Origin of the sequence: Nostoc sp., from assembly GCF_036917655.1 — a bacterium.
Taxonomy (GTDB): domain Bacteria; phylum Cyanobacteriota; class Cyanobacteriia; order Cyanobacteriales; family Nostocaceae; genus Nostoc.
Genome location: NZ_JBALCY010000073.1, coordinates 79,889 through 102,370, shown reverse-complemented (window position 1 = coordinate 102,370; position 22,482 = coordinate 79,889). Strand labels below are relative to the sequence as shown.

At 42.6% G+C, this 22,482-nt stretch carries 13 protein-coding genes and 2 pseudogenes; 10 read left to right on the top strand and 5 right to left on the bottom strand.

Annotated elements, in window-relative coordinates; translation table 11 throughout:
• Window positions 1–107: 107 nt before the first annotated feature.
• Window positions 108–1,295 carry a hypothetical protein gene (locus V7K30_RS26920; RefSeq protein ID WP_335004569.1) on the bottom strand — a complete coding sequence of 396 codons (1,188 nt, stop codon included), beginning with the start codon at window positions 1,293–1,295 and terminating at the stop codon, window positions 108–110.
• Window positions 1,296–1,393: 98 nt separating this feature from the next.
• Here V7K30_RS26920 and V7K30_RS26915 point away from each other — a divergent pair, with 98 nt between their 5' ends.
• Window positions 1,394–1,984 (top strand): thioredoxin family protein, encoded by a 591-nt coding sequence (locus V7K30_RS26915; protein ID WP_335004567.1) that lies wholly within the window; start codon window positions 1,394–1,396, stop codon window positions 1,982–1,984.
• A gap of 165 nt (window positions 1,985–2,149) precedes the next feature.
• Here the strand turns inward: V7K30_RS26915 and V7K30_RS26910 are convergent, their stop codons facing one another.
• From V7K30_RS26910 to V7K30_RS26895, 4 genes are all read right to left on the bottom strand, one after another.
• The gene (locus V7K30_RS26910) at window positions 2,150–2,308 is read right to left on the bottom strand and encodes a hypothetical protein (RefSeq protein ID WP_335004565.1); all 159 of its coding nucleotides are present in this window, start codon (window positions 2,306–2,308) and stop codon (window positions 2,150–2,152) included.
• A gap of 375 nt (window positions 2,309–2,683) precedes the next feature.
• Window positions 2,684–3,826: a sensor domain-containing diguanylate cyclase gene (locus tag V7K30_RS26905; RefSeq protein WP_335004563.1), complete on the bottom strand. Its 1,143-nt coding sequence runs from the start codon at window positions 3,824–3,826 to the stop codon at window positions 2,684–2,686.
• A gap of 201 nt (window positions 3,827–4,027) precedes the next feature.
• The gene (locus V7K30_RS26900) at window positions 4,028–4,234 is read right to left on the bottom strand and encodes a hypothetical protein (protein WP_335004561.1); all 207 of its coding nucleotides are present in this window, start codon (window positions 4,232–4,234) and stop codon (window positions 4,028–4,030) included.
• A 12-nt stretch (window positions 4,235–4,246) separates the two neighbouring features.
• On the bottom strand, window positions 4,247–4,477 hold the full coding sequence (locus V7K30_RS26895; protein ID WP_335004559.1) for a DUF6737 family protein: 231 nt from the start codon (window positions 4,475–4,477) through the stop codon (window positions 4,247–4,249).
• A gap of 636 nt (window positions 4,478–5,113) precedes the next feature.
• Between V7K30_RS26895 and V7K30_RS26890 the strand changes: the two genes are divergently transcribed.
• From V7K30_RS26890 to V7K30_RS26855, 9 genes and pseudogenes are all read left to right on the top strand, one after another.
• On the top strand, window positions 5,114–5,305 hold the full coding sequence (locus V7K30_RS26890) for a hypothetical protein (RefSeq protein ID WP_335004557.1): 192 nt from the start codon (window positions 5,114–5,116) through the stop codon (window positions 5,303–5,305).
• Between the two features lie 832 nt (window positions 5,306–6,137).
• The gene (locus tag V7K30_RS26885) at window positions 6,138–8,327 is read left to right on the top strand and encodes a patatin-like phospholipase family protein (RefSeq protein ID WP_335004555.1); all 2,190 of its coding nucleotides are present in this window, start codon (window positions 6,138–6,140) and stop codon (window positions 8,325–8,327) included.
• 20 nt (window positions 8,328–8,347) lie between these two features.
• Window positions 8,348–8,524, top strand: a pseudogene (locus V7K30_RS26880) (2-isopropylmalate synthase); the annotation flags it as partial.
• Window positions 8,508–9,599 (top strand): isocitrate/isopropylmalate dehydrogenase family protein, encoded by a 1,092-nt coding sequence (locus tag V7K30_RS26875; protein ID WP_335004553.1) that lies wholly within the window; start codon window positions 8,508–8,510, stop codon window positions 9,597–9,599. The pseudogene V7K30_RS26880 and the gene V7K30_RS26875, both read left to right, overlap by 17 nt.
• A 139-nt stretch (window positions 9,600–9,738) precedes the next feature.
• A pseudogene (locus V7K30_RS34405) lies at window positions 9,739–9,882 on the top strand (3-isopropylmalate dehydratase); the annotation flags it as partial.
• A 63-nt stretch (window positions 9,883–9,945) separates the two neighbouring features.
• Window positions 9,946–11,292 carry a 3-isopropylmalate dehydratase large subunit gene (locus tag V7K30_RS26870; protein ID WP_442941111.1) on the top strand — a complete coding sequence of 449 codons (1,347 nt, stop codon included), beginning with the start codon at window positions 9,946–9,948 and terminating at the stop codon, window positions 11,290–11,292.
• 246 nt (window positions 11,293–11,538) lie between these two features.
• Window positions 11,539–11,931, top strand: coding sequence for a hypothetical protein (locus tag V7K30_RS26865; RefSeq protein WP_335004549.1), 393 nt, complete (start codon window positions 11,539–11,541; stop codon window positions 11,929–11,931).
• 483 nt (window positions 11,932–12,414) lie between these two features.
• Window positions 12,415–19,113 (top strand): amino acid adenylation domain-containing protein, encoded by a 6,699-nt coding sequence (locus V7K30_RS26860; RefSeq protein WP_335004547.1) that lies wholly within the window; start codon window positions 12,415–12,417, stop codon window positions 19,111–19,113.
• A 53-nt stretch (window positions 19,114–19,166) separates the two neighbouring features.
• Complete coding sequence (locus V7K30_RS26855; RefSeq protein WP_335004545.1) at window positions 19,167–22,400, top strand: non-ribosomal peptide synthetase; 3,234 nt, start codon at window positions 19,167–19,169, stop codon at window positions 22,398–22,400.
• The last annotated feature ends 82 nt before the right edge of the window (window positions 22,401–22,482 follow it).

The window sequence follows — 22,482 nt, the reverse complement described above, 5'->3', positions numbered from 1 at the left end:
TGTTCGACATACTAAGCTAATCGGCATTCAAGTTGCATAATCAGGGCGGGCAAGATGCCCACCCCACAAGATATTGAGAAAATTTTAATATGCAAATTAGATGTGTTTTAGCTTAACCTGACTAAAATCTCTTCAGAAACTTGCGGATGCTTGGCAATATCTACCAGAAATTCTAAAGCTTCTGCCGTCCATCTCTCTACTAATTCTGGTTTGTGAGGACGGAGTGCAGCTTTTTCTTGTCTGATAGCTTCTACATCCACATTTGCAAATCGTTCTAAAATCCAAGTGGGTGTATTCGGTTGTTTGAAAAAGAAATCGCGGTAATTATTACTTGTTGTCACTTTATTAAAAATCCGCTCTAAAATACTGACTGGTAAATTGGAACGACTTTTAATAATTCCCTGTTGTGTCGTAAACAAACGATGTAAAATTTCTTCAGTAGCATTGTCATGTCCTGCCACCACAGCTTGAATTTCTTCATCAGATTCGGCTAATACTGCCAAAACCTGGGCTGAAGTAACCGAATTTTTCGCCACAGCTAACCGAATCTTAAAAACTTTATCCTCTGCCAACACCAGCAGTGTTTCTTCAGAAGTTGAGGGATTTTGTGCCACCGCTAACCGTATCGAATCCCAACGACTTTGTGCTAAATTCGCTAATTGTTCTGCATCTGTATCGCAATCACACGCGATCGCATACTGTCCTTGCACCAAGCGCACCAACTCCGGCGGACAACTAGGATTATATTGCACAGCGAGGCGAATAGCTAACTCCAAGTCTCCCGCCAAAGATTCTAAAATTGCTAGGGGGGCTTCTGGGCTTTCTGCGACTTGTAAACGCGGTTCTAGGCTGGGTTCTTGTGCCAAGCGTTCCAGCAACTTGAGGTGATATCGTGGCGGTAAATAGGGGTTGCTGAGGGCTTGAATGAGATATTGACTAGGAACCCACTCACTGAGGAAGAAATGGGGAACAGGCGCAATTTTGAGCAGTTCAACTGCTAATTTGTCATTCTGCCCTAGATAGCGTGATTTTAACACTTCCTCAACGGCATTCTGCCCATCTTCACTGATTTCTCCTGCCCAGTTGATGTGTAATTGTGCGGCTTCCGCAACGGGCGCGTAGGGGCTATTCACTAAGACTTCTAGTAAGGGGCGTGGCGTTTGGGAATAACTCGCCACTGCTAGTTGTAAGGCGACGGGTTGAGTATTAAGCTGTGTCGGTTCAGCTAGAAACGGTTCTAAATCGGAAATAGTGAGCGATCGCAACAATTCCATTATTTCACCCCAAGTCCCCATTGAAGGTCAGTTTTGATAGATTGTGATAAGTATTAAAGAGCGGTTGGAGTCAGCTAAACTGAAGAAGAAATGGCTTTATAAGTTTTAATAATTCTGTTATGAGTACCGATTCACCTGTTAATTCTCCCGATAAGTCTGAATCTACATTAGGGAAGCGTTTGAGAAACTTCTTAATTGTAATGGTAGCGATCGCCCTTAGCGTTGCCCTAGTCTTAGGATTGCGAACTGAAACAACCTCGGCTTCTCTTGCCAAATTAAGCGAGTCGTCCACACCGCTAGAAGTAGCCGTCAGCAACGGCAAACCATCTTTAGTAGAGTTTTATGCTGATTGGTGTACTGTCTGTCAGAAAATGGCACCAGATATCGCTCAACTAGAAACAGAGTATGCTGACAAGATGAATTTTGTCATGCTGAATGTGGATAATACCAAGTGGCTACCAGAAATGTTGAAATATCGGGTGGATGGGATTCCCCATTTTATATTTTTGACTCAGCAAGGGGAAACCATAGCCCAAGCGATCGGTGATCAACCCCGCACGATTATGGCTAGCAACTTAGAAGCTTTGGTTACTGGTTCATCTCTCCCCTATGCCCAAGCTAGCGGGAAAGTTTCCAAATTTTCAGCCCCAGTAGCACCAACGGCTAATCAAGATGATCCCCGCAGTCATGGCAGCCAAGTGGTAAATTAAAATCAATTTCAGACCCGACAGCAGTTTTCACATTAATAGACTCCACCACTCCCTACCCTAGCTAGCTATAGTCTATACGTCTGAAAATGGCTGTAAGGGCTAGGGGGAAGAGGGTTTTCAGATTTTTGCACAGATGCAGCAATCATAATTAATCAAGCGAACTTGTTATGACACCAACTTGAATTGTCCATAAGTTACTATGCGATCGCTCATTCCTTCAATGAAGGCTGGTTTGTCTGCTAATTCTACTGTTCTTTGCAATACAAATTTTTTTAGTGGCTGTTCAGGGATATGAATATCAGGGTATAAACTGCGAAATATCATCAGAATTTACTTATTGAGTAAGCATATAAATTACAGCCTATAATAGATGGCTAAAATGCTTGTTTGACTATGTATTACATAAGACAATAAAACAAGCTTTATAAAAGCATTTTTTCTGTATATTCAACATTTAACCGTTCAATGACAGAAGTGGATGAAAGCAAGTTATAGATAATTTTAATAAAAAATTTAGAGTGCCATTATAGTCTATAATTGTGACAAAATTAGCCTAGAAAAAATATAAAACCCTACCCATTTTCATCGTTATTTATTCAATCGGATAAAGCGAAGGATGCCCCTTGGGATAGAGTGTCTTTATTTTCTTTTTGAATCAAGCTCTCTCCTCTGCATAATGACCGAGTTTTCCCGTCCCCTTCATGCAATAGATTCCCGCTTGAGACGCTTATGAGCGTACATTAATTCGTCAGACTTGGCGATTAGTTGTTCTAGTGACATATTGCTTTCTGGTGAGTAACCCTCTATTCCCATACTCATCGAAAGTTCATAACTACGGTTTTGCTGTTGATTAAAGTTAGCGATATTTGCTTGCAGACACACTTGGATGCTATCAGCGTCCTTAAAGTAGCTGGAGATGAAAACAATGAACTCATCTCCACCCAAGCGGGCAACAATATCTGAGTTCCGAAAACTTTGCTTTAGTAATTGAGCAGCATCAACAATCAAGGCATCTCCCATGTCGTGACCAAGGGTGTCGTTAATCTGTTTTAGCCCATCTAAATCAATGAAGATCACCCAGCACAAAACTTTCATGCGGTGAGCAATTTTTAACTGTTGTTCAGCCATCAGGAAGAAGCCACGCCGGTTATGCAAACCTGTTAGTTCATCGGTCAGCGATAACTGCCTTCCTTCCATCTCTGCTTGTTTGCGCTTGCGAACTTCCTGAATGAGTTCCATCTGAGCGATCGCTTGCCGAGTTAGGCGGCGCAGTGCATCCAACTGCTGGTAACTTAGGAGACGAGGAATGGTATCGATCACACACAACGTTCCGATGGAAAACCCATTGGGCGTAACTAATGGGACACCAGCATAAAAACGAATTTTCGGATTACCTTTGACTAGGGGATTGTTATTAAAGCGATCATCTTTGATGGCGTTGGGAACCACTAATATATCCTCTGGTTGAAGAATGGCATGGGCACAAAAACCCAACTCTCTGGGTGTTTCCCTAGCTTTTAGTCCAACCTTAGATTTAAACCATTGGCGATCGGTATCTACTAAGCTAATTAAAGCAATTGGCGTCTTACAAATGTAGGCAGCAAGAGCAGTTAGGTCATCAAATGCTTGTTCGGGTAGAGTATCCAGAATATTGTAGTCCGCCAATGCTTTGAGCCTTTCTGCTTCATTTTCAGGTAGAGGAACAGCTGGCGTTTTCACGGATGAGTATCTGAGCCTTAGCCAAGAAAGTCTGGTACGCTGGAAATTTTGCAACAACCGCAGGGTTCCCTCTCCAGCATCAAGGCTGCGCGATATAAACATCTCTGCAAAAAAAATCAACATTCGGTTGAATATACAGAAATATTGTATTGCATGATATTTTTCATGCCTTTGGTTTGCTCTGTTGTTCATGTCACCCTAGCTTTCACTGTGCAAATTCCCTGAGTATGTAGATGCTTACAAGGTCTTTTGCCCAAAGCAGGTTGAAAATTATCAATGTAAACTAAAAATTATCAAAACTTATCAAGCTGCCAGAGTTCTTCGTCAAAACTTGACATTTTTGATACCGCTAATTTGTATAGATGCACAGAAGTTCCGAGGGACGGCTTCCAACCCTCGGAACTTCTCCTTCCCGTCTATTATAGTTTCAAGGGAGTTGGCACTCCTCTCTTCTGCTGCACGTAACTTTGTTGCTAAATCTATTAACACGGTGGAAGAATTTTCTCCTCCTAGAGCAATTTCCAGTAACACATCAAGCTCGAATTAATCTTTATACGACTCCAAAATACCACTGCGAATAATTAGTTGCGGCCAAAACAACACAAAAAATCCCATCCACGTAGCTACAGGGATAGAGACGAGAACTGTTAGCCAGATAGTTTTAAATAGTAACCAGCTACCACCAATCAGTGTTAAACCTGTGAGAACTATAGACCAGGGTTGACACCACCAAGGTTTGTAATTCCAGGGACTTGCGGGCTTTTGTTCAGACATAGATTTTATTTAGTAAAACTACAAATTTTCCTTTAACAATTTTTAGGGTAAATACAGCATAATTCAGGAGTCAGGAGTAAAACAGGCTTTATATCTGACTTTGAGACCTAATTTGTGTAATGCACCAAGCTGAAATCTGCTGGATGAGACAAGAAAATGCATAGGCGTAGCCCGTTGTAGACATCGCTCTCCTTAGGGAAAACAGCTATCTATCCAGTTCTCTTCTAAGATCAGCTTGAGTTATAGCAGTCCGAAATCATTTTCCCCCTTAACGCAAAAGTATTGAGCCATGTTTAGCCTGCCTATAATAGTACCCTTGAGGGTACTATTAGGACTCATATTTGATTTTTGAAATATACTTAGTGGCGTGACACGCCTAAATTAATACAAAAAATTTGTAAGTGATACCAATTCTGACTTTTCACGGTATGTGGAAAAGGTCATTTTCAGGGTTTCCCAAGCCCTAATTTTTCCCTTAGCTATTTTCATTAACTTAGAGCTATTGAGAATTAGGCTGTGGAAAAAGTCAAAGCAACCATAACTCGTTAGATGAGAAAATATAAAGATCGGGGACGAGAAGGCTTACTGTCGGTGAAACATACGCTCTTGTAAGAGTCAATTGTTCAAGGAGAAAATTTGGAGCGTTTAAAACAAAGATTGTCCGAGCCACAAGGATTTCATAACTATAGTCAAATTCAACAATGGCTCAATACCGAATTGGGACTCAACATAGCGTATAAAACGGTATATCAGTTAGTTCGCTATCAACTCCAGGCCAAACTGAAAATTTCTCCTGCGGTATTATTTGTGCTATCGACTGGGCCATGAAATAATACCTGGGCAGAGTTGGATATTTCAGTATTTCATGTCGATTCATCTCCTAATGAGATCGTCCAGGTTAAACAGATCGTCAATTGTGCGGCTCTCTAGATGCAAAGAAGTTACAGTTAGTAATTATTCTTTATTAACTGTTTTAAATATTTTAATTATCTGCTTAACTGTCTTAACTGTCTTAACTGTCCACTTAACTGTCTTAACTGTCTTAATTATTTACTTAACTGTTTTAACTGTCTACTCGGATTGTCTTACCTGCTATTGCATTTTCTTGAAAAAGCTGACATTATTTAAAAGTCTAGGTTAAGCACTTGGTTTTAAAAAAGCTAGTTTATTTTATCAAAAAATTAATCTTTGGCTCTAATAAATACATTCTAATTTACTGAAAATTGTCTATAGGATTCATGTCTTATTTATGAATACTATTTCAAATGAAACCTTACTTAAACGGGCTTTTCAGTCTCAAGATATTTTAAAAATTAAATCGCAGTCCTATATAATAAATTGAAATAATAAGAAATATCTACTTAAGAGGTAACTAATATTAAGCAGGAAAACAAAAATAAAATTTCAGATTCATTCACTTGATAATTTATAGTTTACATTATGCCGGCCAAATTTTTTTGCTTAAAAATGACTGAGCATTTAATAAAAATAAAATTTATCTCTACAATTAATTTGTTCACTAATGATAGTTTGTAAAACAAAAGTACGTTTACTAGAGGTTGTTAAAATATTTACCAATCAGCTATACTTGCTAGTATTTAGAAATAACTGATCTATTTATTGCATTTACCGAATGATCTTATTTGGAGATTAAAATATCGTGACAAACCAGGTATATAGCCAATCAGTTCTGACATTTGATGGTCAAAATGATTACATAGATTTTGGCAAAAATGATTTTGGTGGTGTTTTTGCTCAGGGAAGTTCAGCCTTTACGATTTCAGGATGGGTGAATCCTCATCAGCTAACAAATAAAGCCACTACATACGGGACGCGCAACGTTTTTTTTGCCCGTTCTTCAGATCGATATAGTGATAATTTTGAGTTCGGCATCAGTGAGTTAGGGAACCTAGATGTATACATTGATGAGAATCTTGAGAAGAGAATTAAAACTTTTGGCAATGGAGAATTAACTGTCGGACAATGGCACTTCTTTGCCATTGTTTTTAGTAAAGGTCAACTGAGTATATATCTTGATGAGTATGAGTATTTTGGCTATTTTACAGGTGACTCTTTAAACAAAGCAACTAGTTCTGTGACTCTGGGCGCGACTTTACACAACAATATATATTTCACAGGTCAATTAGCTAGCATTAGCGTCTGGAATTACCCCTGTCCCCCAGTGGAAATCCAGAGGCATCGCTATCAGCCTCTAGTTGGGAATGAACAGGGATTAATCGCTTACTGGCCATTAAACGAAGGGCAAGGGGCAACTGTAAAAGACCAGACTGGAAATGGCCATGATGGAAACTTGCGTGGCAATCCCAGTTGGGATGTAGCACAACTTCCATTTGGAATTACACAATCATCGAACGAGGCTGAGATACAAGGCCAGACAGCAAGTAGTTCCGAGGAGGAGAAACCTGCGGAAACTGTAGTGCTGGACGAAGAAAGCCAGTTGATTGCAGAAGTTCTCTCAAGTGAAGTAACTGCGATCGCTGAGGGCGAGTTGCAGCAAATGTCCGTTGAGGTTCCCCCTATTGTAGAAACTGGCATCCCGACAGAGGTGACAACTGTGTTAGCGCCAGCGGTAGCAAGGAACGAGCGTCACCCAAAGGGAAAAAAAGAGACAAAAAGACAGAGCGAAAAATCTGCGAACATTCAAACTCCCCAGCCAAAGGGAGAGAAAGCTGAAACAGCCCAAACTAGGGAAAGTCAAGTTCCAGTCAATATACAACAGCAGGAACAACCGCAAACATCAACTCAGGAGCGATCGCCAAAAACTATGAATACGAAAGCCAATCCCAAATATAAAATACTTGCCATTGATGGCGGGGGTATTCGAGGCATTATCCCAGCAATGATCCTGGCAGAAATTGAAAGGCGGACACAAAAGCCGATTTTTAGTTTGTTCGATTTAATTTCTGGCACTTCCAGCGGAGGAATTCTGGCACTCGGATTAACCAAACCCCGATTAGATTTAGAGGCAACTGATAGTTCGCCCGTCGCCCAATATAGTGCTCAGGATCTCCTCCAAATATATCTTGAGTACGGGGCTGAGATATTTTACGAGCCATTTTGGGAACAAATACTCGGTCAGCTAGAAGATATATTCGTTCAACCAAAATATTCTTCCGAGGGGAGAGAAGAAATTATCAGGCAATATTTTGGCGACACTCCTCTAGAAAATAATCTCAAAGAAGTTTTCGTAACTAGCTACGATATCGAGCAGCGAATTCCGATATTCTTTACTAACAAACTGGAAAAACAACAGACAGAATCGAAAAAATTTCGCAAGTTATGTGCAGGTTTTACGCTCACTGATGCGGCATTGGCAACTAGTGCAACTCCAACTTATTTTGCTCCCTATCGCGTTGGGAGTTCCCATAATCCCAACGGCTTCTATACTTTAGTTGATGGCGGAGTAGTCGCTAATAATCCAGCTAATTTGGCTATTTTAGAAGCGCAAATTAGTAGACAAGAAAACCGACAAGTCTTGAATACAGAGGATGTCTTGGTAGTATCTTTAGGTACTGGTTCCTTGACGAGTGTCTACCCTTATGACGAAGTTAAAAAATGGGGACTATTGCAATGGGCAAAACCGCTGTTAAATATTGTGCTTGACGGTGGAAGTGAAGTAGTAGCTGGAGAATTAGAACGGTTGTTTGAGTCTAGCAATAAAGGTAATAAAACTTCTTATTATCGATTTCAAACATTCTTAAAAAGCGAACTCGAAGCAATAGATAATGCCAAACTAGAAAATCTGCGACAGCTACAAGCTTTAGCTAATACACTGATTGCAGAAAAAAGTAAAGAAATCGATGAGTTGTGTAGTATTTTATCAAACTAAATCTGAGCTTTTATGAATGAGAATGGAGTGGAGTCAGTAATTTTCAATATCTGTTTGAAAATCAACTGCACAATCCTCAACCCAGAAACCAATACGAGAAAATGCGCTCAGTGATTAAATCTCTTGCTATTGAGCAAGAACGCTATTTTACAGCCAACGAGGTATTGGAGTTATGGCAAAATGGGGTCTTTAATTAAGCCATCTTATCGGATCATCGCTATTCCTGGGGAAGGGATTGGGCCAGAAGTTGTGGAAGCTTCCCTAAAAATTCTGCAACACGTTGCTAAAATTGAAGGCTTTACCTTACAGATGGACTATGGCTGGCTCGGAGCAACTGCTTTTGAGCAACTGGGTAGTTATTTACCTCAAGCAACTATCGAACTGTGCGATGGAGCCGATGGAATTGTATTTGGTGCGGTTACTCAAGGCGGACTGCTAGAACTCCGAAAGCACTTCGACTTTTTTTGTAATTTTCGCCCGATCCGTAGCGTTAAAAGTCTCCTGCATAAATCTAGCCTTCGACCAGAGAAAATTCAAGGACTCGATATTCTCATAGTTCGAGAACTGGTCAGTGGAATCTATTTTGGGCCATCTGGACGCTCCTCAGATGAACGAGGAAATTACGGATACCATACGATGCGCTATTACGATGAGGAGATTCGTCGGATCGCTCGTAAGGCCCTAGAACAAGCCCAATACCGCCGAGGATTACTGACAGTAGCCCACAAAGAAAATGCCTTGCCTCATTTGCCTTGGACTCGTCTAGTTCAAGAAGAAGCTACACAGTTTCCTGGCGTCGTCGTCGAAGCCCTACTGGTAGATAACTTAGCTATGCAAATGGTTCTCAATCCGCAGCGGTTTGATGTAATTTTGGCGGGGAATTTATTTGGAGATATTCTGAGCGATATTGGCGGTGCATTAGTTGGCTCAATTGGCTTATTAGGATCGGCGAGTCTTAATGCTAATGGATTTGGTCTGTACGAAGCGATTCACGGTACAGCCCCAGATATTGCCGGCAAGGGAATTGCTAATCCCCTCGGAACCCTCGGAGCCTGTATTTTAATGCTTCAGCAATGGGGGGAAGTGCAGGCTGCCCAACGGATTATTGTAGCGCAAGACCGAATTTTAGCTAAAGGATACCGAACAGCTGATTTGTTTACCCAAGGAGAAGAAATTTTAGTCAACACTGCAACTTTAGTTGACCTTTTACTGGAAGAACTTTCAGTTGTGCAACATTCTGAATTAGGAGTGCTTCATGAGTCACGCAAATAACGTTTTGCACCTTGGAGATGATATCAATACCGATGATATTATTCCTGCCAATCGGGCGACAAATGATCACCCCGATCACTTAAAACACTATGCTTTAGAACATGTTATTGGAGCAGGTGAACTGCTAAAATACAATGTGATTGAAGCAGGAGAAAATTTCGGCTGTGGTTCCAGTCGAGAAGTTGCCCCCATTGCCCTGCAAGCTGCTGGAATTGAAAAGATTCGGGCGCGATCGTTTGCTGAAATTTTTTATCGTAATAGCATTAATATTGGACTGCCCTTAGAAATTCTGGGGGAAAAACAGGAAAATCCTGTAGTTGATGCGATCGCAGCAGCCGGTGGGTTAATGTCTTTTAATCAGCTGCGTCGTCAGGGTCAGATCACCATTCCTCGCAGCCTGACTCCGCCACGACCGATGACTTTAGTGGAAAAACTCTTGGCCAAAGCCTCTGGCAATTCCTCCGTCCAGCCGGGAGAGGTAGTGTTTGCCCAAGTCGATTTAGCATTATCTCATGATGCTGTGGCCGGGCCTGTGGCCAAGACATTTTATAAACAGTATGGAGAAGGGGCAAAGTTATGGGACTCCCAAAAGGTGGTTTTAGTAGCAGATCACTTTATCCAAGTCAACGACATCCGGGCTGATGACAAAGCATATCTGATGTATGAACAGATGATTGAGTTTGCTAAAGTCCAAGGATGCCACTTATTTGATATGGTTTCCCCAGGTGAAGCAGCAGGCATCTGTCACGTTTTACTCCCAGAAAAAGGATTTGTCCGACCAGGAATGCTAATTGCCGGTACAGATTCCCATACCTGCACCTACGGAGCATTGGGAGCCTTTTCCACAGGCGTAGGAACGACCGATATGGCTAATATTTATGCCACAGGAGATATGTGGATTCGTGTTCCTCCAACTCTAGTATTTGAGTTGTCTGGAACCTTGCCGCCTAAAATCAGTGCCAAAGATATTATCCTGTTTATCCTGGGACAAATCGGCTGTGCTGGAGCTACCAGTAAAGTAATGGAGTTTAGAGGGTCAATCCTCGCACAACTGCCTTTTGATGAACGGTTGACTTTAGCCAATATGGCTGTGGAGTGTGGTGCAATCTGTGGTTTGATTGTTCCTGATGAAGTGACCCGTGAGTATGTAAAAAACCGAACTTCAGAAGAATTTGTAGAGATTAGCGGCGATGTTGATGCTGAGTACGAAAAGGTTTATCAATTTGACCTCAGTGATTTAGAACCGCAAGTCGCACGTCCTCCGAAACCGGATCAAGTAGTTGCTATTAGTCAGTTAGAAGACATTCCAATTACCAAAGCCTTTATTGGCTCTTGTACTGGGGGCAAACTCTACGATTTAGCTCAGGCAGCCGAAGTTTTGAACGGTCGCCAACTGGCAGATGGTGTAAACTTGTTTATTGTACCTGCAACCATTGAAATTCGAGAACAAGCCCAAGAGTTAGGCTACCTCGACATTTTTGAACAAGCAGGGGCGCAAATTCTCAAGACAGGTTGTGGAGCTTGTATCAATTCTGGACTTGGAGTTTTGGCAAAAGAAGAAACAGGGATTTATGCAACCAATCGCAATTTTAAAGGACGTAGCGGCGATCCAACGGGCAAAAATTATTTGGCCTCACCAAGAACAGTAGCTATCTCTGCTGTAAATGGAAAAATTAGCGATCGCTTTGATTGAACTGGGGACTGGGGATTGGGGACTGGGGACTGGGAAGAATTGAATGGCGATTGGAACCCCAACCAAATCGAACTATCAGAGCGGGGTAAATTAGAGATAAAACTCAAAAAATATTAACCCAATCTGAGCGCGAATGACTCTTATTTAGCTTAGTCTAGATTTTGAGAAAGGTTTCTTTATTTACAAAGACTCCATTCTCGTACCCTTAGTAATGTTTTAACCAAGAAAGGATTTTAGGTAATTCCAATGGACGAAATCGTTAAAAAGCTTGCTGGTCTGGGTCTTCCCGGCGTCATTCTCGTGATTCTAACAGTCACATCAGGGGGTAGTTCTGCCGCTGTTGCAGCTGCCATCACAGCGTTGGGAGGGCCCTTTGGCATCGTCGGAGGTATAGGAATACTTGGTCTAATAACGGTTTTAGGTGATACTGTCGCGGGATATGGAATTGAAGCTGTTCTTAAGGCCGTCTATACAGAACGCAGTAAAACCGAATCTGTGAGATTCCTCCTGAAAGAAATTAAAGATTTACCCATTTCAGAGGAGCTAAAACTCAAACTGAAAAATCACCTTAGCCCAGAAGCTATTACTGATACTGAAGAGGTTAAACCGCCAAAAACAATTGAAATTGTCGAAGAATAATTTCACTATTACATTCGTTTAAATTCCAGGCAAAATGGTACTAAATTAAGCGCGATCGCGCTTAATTTATGTCAAACAAAAAATGGACTATGAGTCCGATCGCATTGATTAAACCCTCAAAGTCCATCATTAAAATAATTCCCATAAAGTAGATGTTTCAAAAGGTAAATTTGATGCACTTGCGAAAAATCTCAATTTGCATTCTGCAATATTTAGCTCATATTTAGTTGATGTAGTACAACCCCATAATCTGGCTTACGTAATCTATCTATTGAACAGTTAGCTTTTGGATTGATGGAAGCATTAAGAACCCTAATTACTCATTGTCAGTCAAAAGATTCCCAAGGCTATACACCTTCTGATTTTTATGCTGCCAGAATAAATCAAAAACAACTTGATAAATTTATAGCAAAAATTAACAAAAATCAAACCAAATCTTAAATGTATTACTAGTGAACTATCGCAATTATATATACTAAATTTATGAAAGAAACTGTACTTAACTCTACTCAATCTATTGATAATTCTTCTGTTTTAACTGAGCAAGAGCTACACAAAATATTATTTGAGTGGAATGATACAAAGATAGATTATCCTAAGCATTTATCTATACATCAATTATTTGAAGCACAAGTAGAAAAAACTCCAGACAATATCGCTGTTGTCTTCAAAGAGCAACAACTAACTTATCAAGACTTGAACTACCAAGCCAACAAAATAGCACATTATCTACAAAGTTTGGGTGTAAAACCAGAGATGTTGGTAGGGATTTGCGTTGAGCGTTCCCTAGAAATGATTGCAGGAATGTTGGGCATCCTCAAGGCCGGTGGAGCTTATGTACCACTAGATCCAACGTATCCTAAAGAGCGTCTAAGCTTCATGCTCTCAGATTCACAAGTCCAGGTGGTGTTAACTCAAGAAAAATTCTTTGAAGAGTTGACTGTAAGCGGGGCGAAGTTGGTTTGTCTAGATACTAACTGGGAATCTTTAAACCGACAGAGCAACCAGAATTCCAGTAGTAGGGTTGCACCAGACAATCTGGCTTATGTAATTTATACATCAGGGTCAACGGGAACACCCAAAGGTGTGCTGATTCAGCATCAAGGCTTGTGTAATCTAATCCAGGCACAAATAAAGCTGTTTGAAATACACCACAAGAGCCGTGTTCTTCAGTTTGCTTCTTTCAGCTTTGATGCCTCAGTTTGGGAAATTTTCATGACTCTGTGTTCAGGAGCTAGCCTTTATATTGGAACTCAAGATTCCTTGCGCCCAGGAACAGATTTAATGCAATTTTTGCGTGAGCAATCAATAACTCAGGTAACGCTACCACCCACAGCACTAGCAGCGTTGCCAAAAGAAGAATTGCCAAACTTGCAAACCTTAATTGTTGGTGGAGAAGCTTGTAATCCGAAACTGATAGCTGAATGGTCAAAAGGGCGGCGCTTTTTTAATGCTTACGGGCCAACGGAATCAACTGTCTGCGCTACTGTGGCAGAATATACCTTTGGTGACACTCAACTGACGATTGGTCGAGCGATCGCTAATACACAAGTTTATATCCTCGACAACCATCAGCAACCATTTCCAATTGGTACTCCTGGCGAATTGTATATTGGTGGCGACGGCTTGGCCAGAGGCTACCTAAACCGCCCAGAGTTAACCAAGGAAAAATTTATCCCCAATCCCTTTGCAAAAGCAGAAGGAAGTAGATTATACAAGACTGGTGACTTAGCCCGTTTCTTACCAGATGGCAACATTGAGTTTTTGGGGCGAATCGATCATCAGGTGAAGATTCGCGGCTTCCGTATTGAATTAGGAGAAATTGAGGCGCTTTTGAGTCAACATTCGGATGTACAGCAGGCAGTGGTAATCGCACGTGAAGATATCCCTGGTGATAAGCGTCTTGTCGCCTACATTGTCCCTAAGCAAAAACTTGATGTGAGCGCCACTACCCTTAAGCGCTTTCTTCAAGAAAAACTGCCTAACTACATGGTGCCAGCAGTCTTTGTGATTCTCGACTCCTTGCCCCTTACTCCCAATGGTAAAGTTGATCGTCAAAATCTTCCAGCTTGCGATCGCTCACGTCCGAATCTCGAAGAAACCTTTATCACACCTCGTAACTCCACTGAAGCAACACTAGCAAGCATCTGGACTGAGTTACTGGGACTTGAGCAAATAGGAATCGATGACAATTTTTTCAATTTGGGCGGTCATTCCCTAATAGCAGCTCAGATTCTTTCCCGCATCCGCGAAGGTTTCCAAGTTGAGTTATTCTTTCACCATATCTTTGCCAAACCTACCATAGCGGGTCTAGCTGGGTTGATTGAACAGCACAGCCACCTGAAGCAGCAGTTGCAACGTCCTACTATGCAACCAATTTCACGGTCAGGATACTTGCCTGCTTCCTTTGCTCAAGAGCGAGTATATTTCATCCAAGAAGTAGCTCCTGAAAGTACTGCTTACCAAGCTCAGGTAACTCTGCGATTCACCGGCAAACTTGATGTAGAAGCATTAGAGCAGTGCCTCAGTGAGATTGTCCGACGGCATGAAATCTTCCGCACGACTTTTCCGGCAGTAGATGGACGCTTATTTCAGGTAGTCCACCCAGCCGAAGCAATCAGCTTAACAGTGATAGACCTCCAGACATTTCCTGAGTCTGAGCAAGAAGCAGAAATTCAGCTCCTATTTGATGCAGAAGTGCAAAAGCCCTTCTACTTAAATCAACTGCCATTAGTCAGGTGGTTATTGTTGAGGTTGAGCGACCAAGACCATATTTTGATCCACATCGAACATCACATGGTTCATGATGGCTGGTCTTTCAACAATGTGTTCTTGAATGAGTTTGTGAAACTTTATCAAGCCTTCTGTTTGGGTAATCCTTCTCTGCGTTCGCGCAGCGTGTCGCAGACAGACGCTACGCGAACCCCACTACCGGAATTAACCCTCCAGTTTGGAGACTATGCCCATTGGCAGCGAGAGTGGGTTAAAAGCCAGGAAGCCGAAGCTCAATTAGCCTATTGGCAACAACAGTTATCCGGCAGTCCGCCCCTGTTGGAATTACCATCTGACCGCCCGCGACCAGCAGAACAAACTTACAATGGCGCTCAAGTCAGGGTAGAGTTGCCCATTAGCTTGTGTGAATCCTTGAGAGTTCTGAGCCGTCAAGAGGGAATCACCTTATTCATGACGACGCTGGCAACTTTTTTAGTAATCTTGCACCGATACACCGGACAGGACGATCTCTGTGTGGGGACAGCTGTTGCCAATCGGCGGATGCGCGAGACAGAACAATTAATTGGCATGATCGTCAATAACCTGGTTTTACGCACCGATTTGTCTGGTAATCCCACGTTTCGAGAGTTACTGGGTCGAGTCCGCCAAGTAAGTTTAGAAGCCTTTGCTAACGAAGATTTACCCTTCGATAAAGTTGTGGAAGTTCTCAAGCCAATACGGAACTTGAGCTATAATCCCCTGTTTCAAGTAATGTTCAGCTTCCATGATTCTCCCCAACCAGATTTAACTCTCCCAGGCTTGAAGATCAGACCGAATTTAGCCCTCAGTAACCAATCAACAAAGTTTGATCTTGATGTCGTTCTGATTCCGCAACATGGCGCAGAAAAGGGAATTACTGTTATTTGGGAATACAATACTGACTTATTCGACGCTGCCACAATCCAGCAGATGGTAGAGCAGTATCAAACTTTACTAGAGGGGATTGTAGCTAATCCAGAACAGCGAGTTTCGGAATTACCACTGTTAACGCAGACTCAGCAGCAATTACTGGTGGAGTGGAATCAGACTCACAGGGACTATCCCGCTAAAGAGTCTATCCACAAGTTATTTGCGGCTCAGGTGGAGCGATCGCCCGACACTATAGCTATTCAACAAGAAAATCAATACTTAACCTATCGTGAATTGAGCGATCGCGCCAATCAATTAGCCCACTATCTGCAAAGTTTAGGAGTAAAACCAGAAACCCTAGTTGGTATCTGCGTTGACCGTTCTCTAGAGATGATTGTCGGCTTACTCGGCATTCTCAAAGCGGGAGGTGCATACATTCCCCTTGACCCTGCCTATCCCAAAGAGCGGCTGGCTGATATTCTCGAAGATACGCAACTGAGCATTCTGCTGACTCAAGAAAGATTTCGTGACAAATTACCAGATTATGCCGGAAAAACGATCTGTTTAGATAGAGCGAAGTTACAAATTGCTCAACACAGTACAGCCAACCCAATTAGCGAAGTTCAACCCCATAACCTCGCCTACATTATTTACACCTCTGGTTCCACAGGCAAACCCAAAGGGGTGATGATTGAACATCGATCGCTGATGAATTTTGTCATCACCGCAGTCCACGAATATGGAATTAATGCAGGCGATCGCATTCTGCAATTTGCATCAATTTGCTTTGATGCATCTGTTGAAGAAATCTTACCTTGTCTTTCAGTCGGTGCAACATTAGTGTTGCGAACCGAACAGATGTTGCACTCCAGCCATGAATTTTGGCGGTGTTGCCAAGAATGGCAGTTAACTGTTTTGGATCTTCCCACAGCCTATTGGCATCAGTTAGTAGCAGAACTTACCCCTGAAGACTCCCGAATTCCTGAAAGTTTAAGAATGGTGATTATTGGCGGAGAAGAAGCTCAACTGGAAAAAGTGAAGTGCTGGCACAGTAGTGTTGCTCACCTCTGGCATCCACCCCAATTACTTAATAGTTACGGGCCAACGGAAGCAACAGTTATAACCACCTTAGATCGCTTAACTCCAACAGCCACCTCTGTTGCGATCGGACAACCGATCAGCAATGCTCAGGTTTATGTCCTGGATCAATATCTGCAACCTGTCCCTATAGGAGTTCCCGGAGAACTGCACATTGGCGGAGCCGGATTAGCCAGAGGGTATTGGCAACGTCCAGAGTTAACCAACGAAAAATTTATCTCCAATCCCTTCCAAAGAAGCAGGGGAGCAGGGGAGCAGGGGAGCAGGGGAGCAAAAGAAGACCAATCCTCAGATTCCGATCGCTTCTACAAAACAGGAGACTTAGCACGATTTCGCGCAAATGGCAAGCTAGAATATCTCGGTCGGGTTGACGATCAGGTGAAGATTCGGGGCTTCCGCATTGAGTTGGGAGAAATCGAGACGGTGCTGAGACAACACCCACAGGTGTTTCAAGCTGTCGTCATTGCTCGTGAAGATATTCCCGGACAAAAACGCCTAGTGGCTTATGTTGTACCACAGGAGCCGCAACCTACCACCAATGAACTGCGCCATTTCCTGAAACAGAAGTTGCCTAATTATATGGTTCCCTCGGCGATCGCGCTGCTGAAAGCGCTGCCGATGACTCCGAACCAGAAGGTAGATTACCGCGCCCTACCAGCCCCCGACCTCTCCCCCACAGAAGATAATTTTGTTGCGCCCCAGACCCCTACGGAAGCGAGATTAGCGGCGATCTGGTCGGAAATCTTAAGACTAAAACAAGTCGGCATCCACGATAACTTCTTTGAATTGGGCGGCGACTCCATTCTCAGCATTCAGGTAATTTCAAGAGCCAATCAGGCGGGTATCCAAATTGCCCCTAAACAGCTATTTCAGTACCAAACCATTGCTGAGTTAGCTGCCGTGGCAGGTATCACTCGCCAAGTTACAGCCGAACAAGGGTTAGTGACTGGCTCTGTGGCGCTGACACCCATCCAGCAGTGGTTTTTTGAACAGAAATTGCCCGAACCTAATTACTTTAACCAGTCAGTCCTGCTGGAAGTGCCGCCAGACTTGCAACCAGAGTTATTACAGCAAGTTGTGCAACAATTGTTAGTGCATCACGATGCTTTGCGATCGGGCTTTGCCCGTCTCCCCTTCTCTACGATCCGCTACGCGAAGGGAGAATCGCGGTTTGTGCAAAAAGGGGAAAACTGGCAGCAGTTTAACGCCACCGCCCAGGAATCTGTGCCATTTAGCCTCATCGATTTGTCGCACCTGTCGGCAGAAGAACAACAAACAGCGATAAAAGCTGCGGATGCTGAACTCCAGGCTAGTCTAAACCTATCCACCGGGCCAATCGCACGAGTAGCACTGTTTCAATTAGGCCAGGATCAACCTGGTCGGTTACTATTCATCATCCATCACTTAGCAGTAGATGGCATTTCGTGGCGAATTTTGCTCGAAGACTTGGCTACTGGTTATCAGCAAATCAGTCGTGGCGAAGCTATTAAACTACCACCTAAGACAACTTCGTTTCAGTATTGGAGCGATCGCCTAAGAGGATACGCGCAATCATCAGATGAGTTGAATTACTGGCTTAGTGAGTCTAGTTTGAAAGTTACCGCCTTGCCCGTAGACTATTACTTAGACTTCTCTGCGAGACGCTATGCGAACGCTCAGTACAACCCTTCAGCTAAAGAAAATAACACCATAGCCTCAACCGATTCTGTGTCACTTTCTTTAACTGAAGAACATACCCGCGCCCTCTTGCAGGATGTACCCTCTGCCTACAACACTCAAATTAATGATGTGCTGTTGACTGCCTTAGTGCAAAGCTTTGCCCAATGGACGGGAGAACGTTCTCTACTGGTTGATTTAGAGGGACATGGACGGGAAGACTTGTTTGAGGATGTGGATTTGTCGCGCACCGTGGGCTGGTTTACCACCTTATTCCCCGTTCATTTACAGCTAGAAGAAGTTGACCATCCAGGAGAGGTTTTAAAGTTAGTTAAAGAACAACTGCGGCGCATCCCCAACCGAGGGATAGGCTATGGCGTGTTGCGATATTTGCAGCCGGATGACAGTATACGCAGGAAGCTACAAAGTTTCCCGCAAGCGGAAGTAAGTTTTAACTACCTTGGTCAGTTAGATCAGGTGCTTAGGGCATCTGCTGTGTTGGGTTTGGCTCAAGAATTCAAAGCTGAACAGAGTTTACTTAATAAGCGCAGCCACCTGTTAGGAGTAAGCGGATTCATTCGTGCAGGAAGGCTGGAAATGACTTGGGCTTATAGCGAGAAAGTTCATAAACGAGACACCATTGAGGGTTTGGCCTTTGGGTTCATGGAGGCGTTGCGATCGCTCATTGCCCACTGTCAATCCCCTGATGCGATCGGTCATACACCTTCAGACTTCTCAGCAGCCAGATTGAGCCAAAAACAGCTTGATAAATTCATCGCCAAAATCAATAAAGACAAAACCAAGTAGTCATTTGTTCCCAATCCCCAATCCCCAATCCCCACTCCCCACTCCCTATTCTCATGAACAATATCGATGATCTTTATGAACTTTCGCCCATGCAGCAGGGGATGCTGTTTCATACCCTTTATGCGCCAGAATCAGAAGTTTATTTTGAGCAGTTGCTTTGCATTCTCCAAGGAGAATTAAATTTTCCTGGGTTTGTACAAGCTTGGCAGCAAGTTGTGGCGCGACACCCAGTTTTACGCAGTTCCTTTTATTGGGAAGAGATAGAAAAACCCTTGCAAATGGTGAGTAAGCAAGTGAATTTGCCGTGGGAGAAACTGGACTGGCGGAATTTAACTCCCGATGAACAACAACAGCATCTAGGGGATTTTTTGTCAGGCGATCGCCAAAAAGGGTTTGATCTAGCTGAAGCTCCTCTAATGCGCTTCACCGTCATCCAGCTAGAGGAATATACTTACCAATTTATTTGGAGTCATCATCATATTCTCTTTGATGGTTGGTCGATGCAGATTATCCTCAAAGAAGTTTTAGCTTTCTATGAAGCACATCAGCGAGGCGAACATTTACGCTTAGTACCCTCTCGCCCCTATCGAGAATATATTAATTGGTTACAGCAACAGGATATTGCTCAAGCAAAGAACTTCTGGCAAAAAACCCTCCAGGGTTTAGAACTTTATACCCCTTTTATAGGCAACAGGGAACAGGGAATATACGATGAGCAAACTTTTCAATTATCTCAAACGCTAACTGAGAAATTGCAATATGCGGCTCGACAGCACCATTTAACTCTGAATAATTTGGTGCAAGGAGCATGGGCATTGCTACTTTCCCGCTATAGTTCGACTTCGCTCACTATAAACAGTGGAGAAAGCGATGTGGTATTTGGTGCAACTGTATCCGGTCGTCCACCGACGCTTGTGGGAGTGGATTCGATGGTGGGGCTACTGATAAACACCCTGCCCAGACGAGTACAAGTTACAGGAAAAGCGGAATTATTACCCTGGCTCAAGCATTTACAAAGCCAAGCATTTGAACAGGAACAGTATGCTTATTATTCCCTGGCAGAAATTCAGCAATTGAGTGATGTTCCCCCAGGAATGCCTTTGTTCGAGAGCCTTTTAGTGTTTGAGAATTATCCGCTAGATTCTGATCAACAGGATACCAAAAAAACTTTAGAAATTAGTCATCTTCGTTGTTTTGAACGCACGAATTACCCGCTAACGGTGGTGGTTAATCCTGAATCACAATTGTCTGGAAGGATTGTCTATGATACCAGTCGTTTTGAGCAAGAGACAATTGTCCGCATGATTGGACATTTCCAAACATTGCTAGCAGGAATGGCAACCAATCTACAACAACATATTTCCCAATTATCTCTGCTCAGTGCAGCCGAAGAGGCAGAATTAATTCTACAAGAGAATAGTCAAAACATAGATTCTATTCATTATAAATGTATTCATAGTTTATTTGAAGAACAGGTAGAAAAAAGCCCCGATGCAGTAGCACTTGTATATGAAAAGCAACACCTAACTTATCGGGAATTAAATAACAGCGCCAATCAATTAGCTCATTATTTACAAGCGTTGGGAGTTAAACCCGAAATACGGGTGGGAATTTGTGTCGAGCGATCGCTTTTAATGGTGGTAGGAATACTCGCTATTCTCAAAGCGGGTGGGGCTTATGTTCCGCTAGATTCAGCTTATCCTTCAGAAAGACTAGCATTCATGGTGGAAGATGTACAGACACCAATTTTACTAACGCAGAATCATTTGTGCGCTCGGCTCCCAATCCATAATCAAACTGTAGTGAATCTTGACTCAGATTGGGAAATAATTGCTCAACACAGAGAAGACAATTTGCTCAGTGATGTTAATCCAGAAAACTTAGCTTATATTATTTATACCTCTGGCTCGACGGGAACACCAAAGGGCACAGAAGTTGCTCATCGTAACATTATTGGTTTTATGTTTGGGGTTGATTATATTCACCTTGATGCAAAGCAGATTTGGCTGCAACATTCATCGATTTCTTGGGATGCACTAACCCTAGAACTTTGGCCGCCCTTGCTTTATGGTGGGTGTTGTGTACTTTACCCAGGCAAAATTCCCACACCTGAAGACTTGAGCCGCATCATCCAAGAGCAAAAGGTTAACACCCTGTTTCTGACTACAGCCCTATTCAATCTCATGATTGACACTATGCCGGAAGGTTTGTCAGGAGTTAAACAACTGTTGACTGGGGGAGAATCCGTTTCTGTACCTCATATTCGTCGCGCCTTAAAATTATTGCCGGGAACGCAATTAATTCATGGTTATGGCCCTTCAGAATGTACCGTAGTTACTTGTTGTTACGCGATTCCCAAACAACTTGCTGAAAATGTACAGTCAATTCCCATTGGAAAACCCATCGGCGACAGAAAAGTTTACCTACTAGATAAAGATTTACACAGAGTTCCGATTGGCATTCCTGGGGAACTTTATGTGGGTGGGGCGAGTGTTGCTAGAGGTTACTTAAATCAACCAACATTAACTAGTGAAAAATTTATTCCTAATCCTTTTTTTGAGGGCGATACACTTTACAAAACCGGAGATTTAATCCGCCGTCTCCCTGATGGGAATCTGGAATTTCTGGGTCGAATTGATACACAGGTGAAAATTCGTGGTTTCCGCATTGAATTAGCAGAAATTGAGGCAGTTTTAAATCAACACCCTGATATAAATCAAGTCGTGGTCATTGCACGGGAAGACACCCCAGGAAACAAATTCTTAGTTGCCTATCTTGTTGCCAAAGATAATCCACCAACTCCTAGCACTCTGCGAAACTTCCTCAAGACAAAGCTGCCTGATTACATGATTCCCGGTGCTTTCATATTTCTGGAGGCATTCCCCTTAACACCTAATGGTAAAATCAATCGCCGTGTTTTGCCTACTCTAGATGCTTTCCAAAGAAATCTAGAGGTTGATTTTGTTGCTCCTCGCACACCTACCGAACAAGAATTAGCCACAATTTGGGCTGAAGTTCTCAAATTAAAACAGGTTGGAATTCATGATAACTTTTTCGAGTTAGGAGGACATTCTTTATTGGCTACCCAAGTGATTTCTCGTTTAAGAGAAGCTTTTTGTCTAGATTTTCCTCTGCGTTATCTGTTTGAAAATCCGACCATTACTGAACTCGCCCAAAAAGTGATTGATCAACAAATTGAACAAGCAGAAAATGATGCTCTATCACAGATTTTAGGGGAAGTTGATCAGTTATCAGAGGCAGAAGTGACGCAACAATTGCTTTTATGAGTATTTTTAAACGCAAAGTAAGCGCAAAGGGATGCAAAGTCTTTTTATAGAGAATTAACTACAAATTAATAAAATCTTGTAC